Raw genomic sequence first — 4,925 nt, forward strand, 5'->3', positions numbered from 1 at the left:
AAAATCAAATCAATAATTAGCGTGGTATTAGTATTAATGCTATCATTAAGCACAATAATTTCGGCAAATACGCCTGATGAAGCCGAAGAAGCTGGCTGGTCAAAAAAAGTTGATGACAACGGTAAAGCAACATATCACAACACTAAGACTGGAGTTACTATCGCGCAGGCTTTTACCTATAATGAGAATGGAGAACTGGTTGAAGTTTCTCTAGATGAAGCTATGCCAAATATTCTTGAAAGTAAAGAGAAAGCTGAAGACAAAAAAAACAAAATCAAGATAATAGAAAAAAAGGATGAAATAGATGATGTAATTTTATCTGGTTTTCCTTATCATACATATAATTATAATGAATCAGTCAAATCAACTGTGACGGGTGCAGCTGAGAAAATTACACCAGATGTTGCAGGACCAACACCAATCCAATATGGTACTTCTTCTACCTTTACAGATTCATTTAGTTTAAGTATTTCTTTGTCAGGCGAAGTAGAAGATGCTATAGAAGCTGGAGCAGGGTTCGGGTGGGAAACATCAGCTTCAAATGCAACTACCTTTGGCGTTGTATACCAAGTTCCTGCGGGGAGTTATGGAGCTGTATATTTTGCTCCGTACTATAATTATACAAGAGGAACTTTAACTGTATATACACATACTGGTGGCATTCCATATACTGATGTTTTTTATAACCAATCTGCAAAAAGTCCGAAAACACTTTACAATGGTGATTGTGATGGTTTTTACTGGCTTGAATTGAACTGAAAAGTGATAGGTGCATAAAGTCTATTAAAGCCAGCAATGACAATTTTTAAACACACTCAATCATAATATATACATATATGATTGAGTGTGTTATTGTACTTTTATAGGTCGAAATTTAATGTTCTATGTAAGTTCACATGAAAGGAGCACAAGATTTATTATGTTTAAATATAAAAAAAGATTGGGAATTTCTTTTATACTGACTTTAATAGTTTTACTTACATTCTGTAAAAGTAGCACCGATGACGGAATATCTATCAATAGTCGTGAACTATTCGATGAAGACAATGCTATCGCCAGAGTACATATTGATAAGAGTAAAACTGAATATATTGAAATAGATTACAATGGGACAAATAAATATAATGTTACCTTTCAACTATGGAAAAATGGGAAGTTATTCGCAGATGAAATAAAAGTATTTGATATAGAACTAAACGAGTTATATGGTATTTCTTTTGAGGTGAATGAAAGAAAAGGTGTACTACAGATTGTGACGGGACTATATTTTGGATCTGGCGAAAACAGGTTTATTTATCAAGCTCATGCTGTAGACGATTTTGATATTGATCTTTTGTCCGAAAGTGTCATTTTGAAAAATGGGAAGCTAAAACAAAATCAAGATCAAAATCAAGATATATTTCTTTGGGGTATTCATGAGAATGAGATAAGTACAAGTTATTCCGAACCACTTGGTGATGAGCTAGAAGCATCGAAAAAAACCAGTTGGTCCATATTAGTTTATTTATGCCCATCCACAAACAGCTAAATTGTATACGGTAAACCGGTTCTTTCCAGGTTTAATTTAATTCATTGTCACACAGTGTTATAATTAGTATATCAGAACAATGTCTTGGATGATCATGAAGGAAGGTATTCTATGAATGAATTCATAAAGTCTTTAAATGACGATTACACATTGGTTGATTACAAAAACAAATCTGATACAATAGTTTTTCGTATTAAATCAGAATTAGACTCTGCTAATTGCCCCTATTGTGAGACGCAATCTTATAAAATACATTCTAGATATGAGCGTGAAATTCAAGATTTGCCAATTCAACATAAGCAAGTTATATTGTTGGTTTTGACCAGAAAATTTTTCTGTAGTAATCCTAAATGTACTCACAAGACATTTTCTGAAAAACACGATTTTGCTTCGAGAAATGGTCAAATGAGTTTGCGCTTGAATAATCATATAGTCAATACATCGCTTAAATTAAGTTCTATAGAGAGTTCGAAATTACTTGAATCAGAGGCTATAAAAGTTGGGAAAAGCAGTATATGCAGCCTGCTCAAAAAAATGCCTAGCATTGTGGACAAATCAGCCATAGAAAAAATTTGTGTGGATGACTTCGCTTTTAAAAGCGAAGGTCATACGGCACTGTTATGGTGGATTTAGAAACACATCGCATTATAGATATTTTATCTTCACGAGAATTAAATGACGTTAAGGAATGGCTAGAGACATACCCTAACTTAAAGGTAGTCTCACGTGATGGTTCTTTAACTTATGCATCCGCAATAACAAAGTCGCATCCCTCTGTAATTCAGGTTAGCGATCGTTTTCATCTGATAAAAGGCCTTTCAGAAGCTGTAAATAGATATATAATCAGATCTTTTCCATCAAGAATTGAGATAGAACGAAAAGGCGAGTTGTCTTCAGAACTGGAAGTCCTATATGATACCTCCAACCGTGCCAAAAGAGTTCGTTATGCTCGAAAGAAATACAAAGAAGGACATACGGTAAACGAAATCTCTTTGCTTCTCCACTCTTCACCAACAACCGTTCGAAAGTATATAAAAATGTCCCCAGAAGACATACCGGAAGATTTATCAATATCCAGAGAGCGTGAACATGAACGTGCAATGAAGCAGAAACAAGAGGAAGTTGATGAGGCAAGGGCACTTCAAGAAGAAGGACATTCAATCCAGAAAATTGGAATAATGATGCACCGTAATCACGATACAATAAAAAGGTGGCTAAATCCTGAATTTAAACTTATAAATGGTCACTATGATTATCGCCTTCCAGGTAAATTAACTCCCTTTGAAAAAGAAGTTATTGAATTAAGAAGCCAAGGTGTTACATACACCAAAATCAAAGAGATTATCGAAAAAAAAGGATATGATGGTAGTGTTGGCGCCATTCGTATGTTTATGCAAAAAGAACGAGCTCACCGGAATACATTGAACAAGAAGGTTAGTTCGAACTTTGAGTATGTACAACGCAGAAGTCTCTGTAGTCTAATATACAAAAAGATCGAAAAAGTTGCAGGCATCAATGAAGAGCAGCTCAGTCAGATCACTGCCAAATTCTCCGAACTAGGTGATGTGTATGCAATGATCAAACATTTTTATGAGATTATCTTTTCTCAAAAAGCTGATACATTAGATGCTTGGATGGATACTTGTGAAGGTTTCGATATACCTGAAATAAATACATTTCTACAGGGAACAAAAAAAGATTTGAAGGCTGTAAAAAACGGCATACGTTATAGGTATAATAACGGTTTAGCCGAAGGAAGTGTGAATAAGATAAAAGTCATCAAGCGAATAATGTATGGCAGAAATAGTTTTGCACTGCTAAAGGCAAAGGTACTATTAAATGAAATTTACCATTAAATCAATTAACCCTGGAAAGAACCGGTAAACCATATATGTAATAACACACACTTTTAGTTATGACTAATTTAGAAATTGAAAAATGGATTTATTATATCTTAACATCAGGGGGCTGTCGGAAAATAGCCCTTATAGAAAATAGTATGGCGCTGTGCGCTTCATACTATTTTTTTACTTAATACTATATTTTATAAGTTCTATATTTATATGAAAAAAGGGCAAAATCGGATGTTAACCGACTGCCCCGAACTCATGCACGTGTTAATTGAGCAGACTATAGGCTTTGATTCATCTGAACGTTTATTCATCAGTGGATGGTGGGATTAATACGAAATTACCGACAAATTTTTTCTCGAGAAATTCTCTTTGAGCGTCCGCTATTTGTTCGAGTGGAAATATTTTTGCTACAAGTGGTTTGATTTCACCCTTTTCAATATAGGAGATAAGATTAGGAAAAACTGGCGCATCCCATGCGGTGCATCCAATCAGTCTCAGATCTTTCAAATAAAAATCGCGCATGTCAAAAGTCACAATGGGTCCTCCAATCGCACCAGAAGACACATATCTTCCATTTCGTTTCAACAACTTAATCATGTCTCCAAAACTAGGTCCAGCAACATTATCAATGATGATGTCAAAACATTTTTCACCGAGTTTGGAAAGAATATTCTCATCTCTTCTTACGACTAGGTCCGCTCCGATAGCAAGAACCTGTTCAACCTTAGATGCCGAAGCAATTGCAGTAACAATTGCCCCACGTCTTTTTGCAAGTTGAACGACGGCTGAACCTACGCCCCCTGAGGCGCCAGTGACTAAAATATGCTCATCTTTACTTACATTTCCACGATGAACCATATTCTCAGCTGTTCCATAAGCGCAAGGGATTGTTCCAAGTTCGGCATCACTCCAATCGCAATTTACGATAAATGCTTCTGATGCCGGGACTTTGACATATTGAGCGAAGGCACCATCAAAATCTGATCCCATCCAGATATTTTCCATGGATTCAAAATCAAACCGCCGCATGCATGCGCGTACAAGAACACGAGCGCCAATAGAGCTTTCATCTCCTCCTGGGCCAACTGCAACAATACGTCCACAACAATCGGTCCCTTGAATGAATGGGAAGGGCGTTGCTTCATTCCATCCACCATCTGTATTACTTAATGCCAACTGCTTCTCGGTTGCACTTTCTGTACTCGTTGTAATTGAAGATGAGTACCAACCAATACGCGTATTGATTTCTGTGTTGTTAACCCCTGCAGCCAATACCTGTAAGAGAACTTCACCAGACTCTAGTGAAGGCATACGCACCTCTCTACATTCAAGTTTTTCATAGCCACCATTGCCGGCAGTGACAACCGCCTTCATTGTTTTCTCTCCTGATATTGGTTCAAATCGATCATTCTTAGGGGTAGTATCCCATTTCGTTTCCATATAAACTTCCTTTCGATAAACATATTAATTACTCAACTTTCCCAGCAGAAATCAGTGAATAAAGCCTTGATAAATGAGGCTTGCTGATTAATCCATTGTTGAAA

At 36.2% G+C, this 4,925-nt stretch carries 5 protein-coding genes; 4 read left to right on the plus strand and 1 reads right to left on the minus strand.

All coding sequences use genetic code 11. From position 1 onward, the window contains the following. The 4 genes from P0N36_RS14520 to P0N36_RS14535 all read left to right on the plus strand — a co-directional run. Window positions 1–759, plus strand: a 759-nt coding sequence (locus P0N36_RS14520) for a hypothetical protein (RefSeq protein WP_275843586.1), incomplete at its 5' end; no start/stop codon positions are given. A gap of 160 nt (window positions 760–919) precedes the next feature. Next, window positions 920–1,528: a hypothetical protein gene (locus P0N36_RS14525; protein WP_275843587.1), complete on the plus strand. Its 609-nt coding sequence runs from the start codon at window positions 920–922 to the stop codon at window positions 1,526–1,528. A 111-nt stretch (window positions 1,529–1,639) separates the two neighbouring features. Next, complete coding sequence (locus tag P0N36_RS14530; protein ID WP_275843588.1) at window positions 1,640–2,161, plus strand: transposase family protein; 522 nt, start codon at window positions 1,640–1,642, stop codon at window positions 2,159–2,161. After that, window positions 2,149–3,384, plus strand: coding sequence for a transposase (locus P0N36_RS14535; protein ID WP_275843589.1), 1,236 nt, complete (start codon window positions 2,149–2,151; stop codon window positions 3,382–3,384). The genes P0N36_RS14530 and P0N36_RS14535 overlap by 13 nt, the downstream gene beginning before the upstream one ends. 300 nt (window positions 3,385–3,684) lie before the next feature. Here the strand turns inward: P0N36_RS14535 and P0N36_RS14540 are convergent, their stop codons facing one another. Then, on the minus strand, window positions 3,685–4,821 hold the full coding sequence (locus tag P0N36_RS14540) for an alcohol dehydrogenase family protein (protein WP_275843590.1): 1,137 nt from the start codon (window positions 4,819–4,821) through the stop codon (window positions 3,685–3,687). Between the last annotated feature and the right edge of the window lie 104 nt (window positions 4,822–4,925).

This window comes from Petrocella sp. FN5 (assembly GCF_029210395.1).
Lineage (GTDB): Bacteria > Bacillota > Clostridia > Lachnospirales > Vallitaleaceae > Petrocella.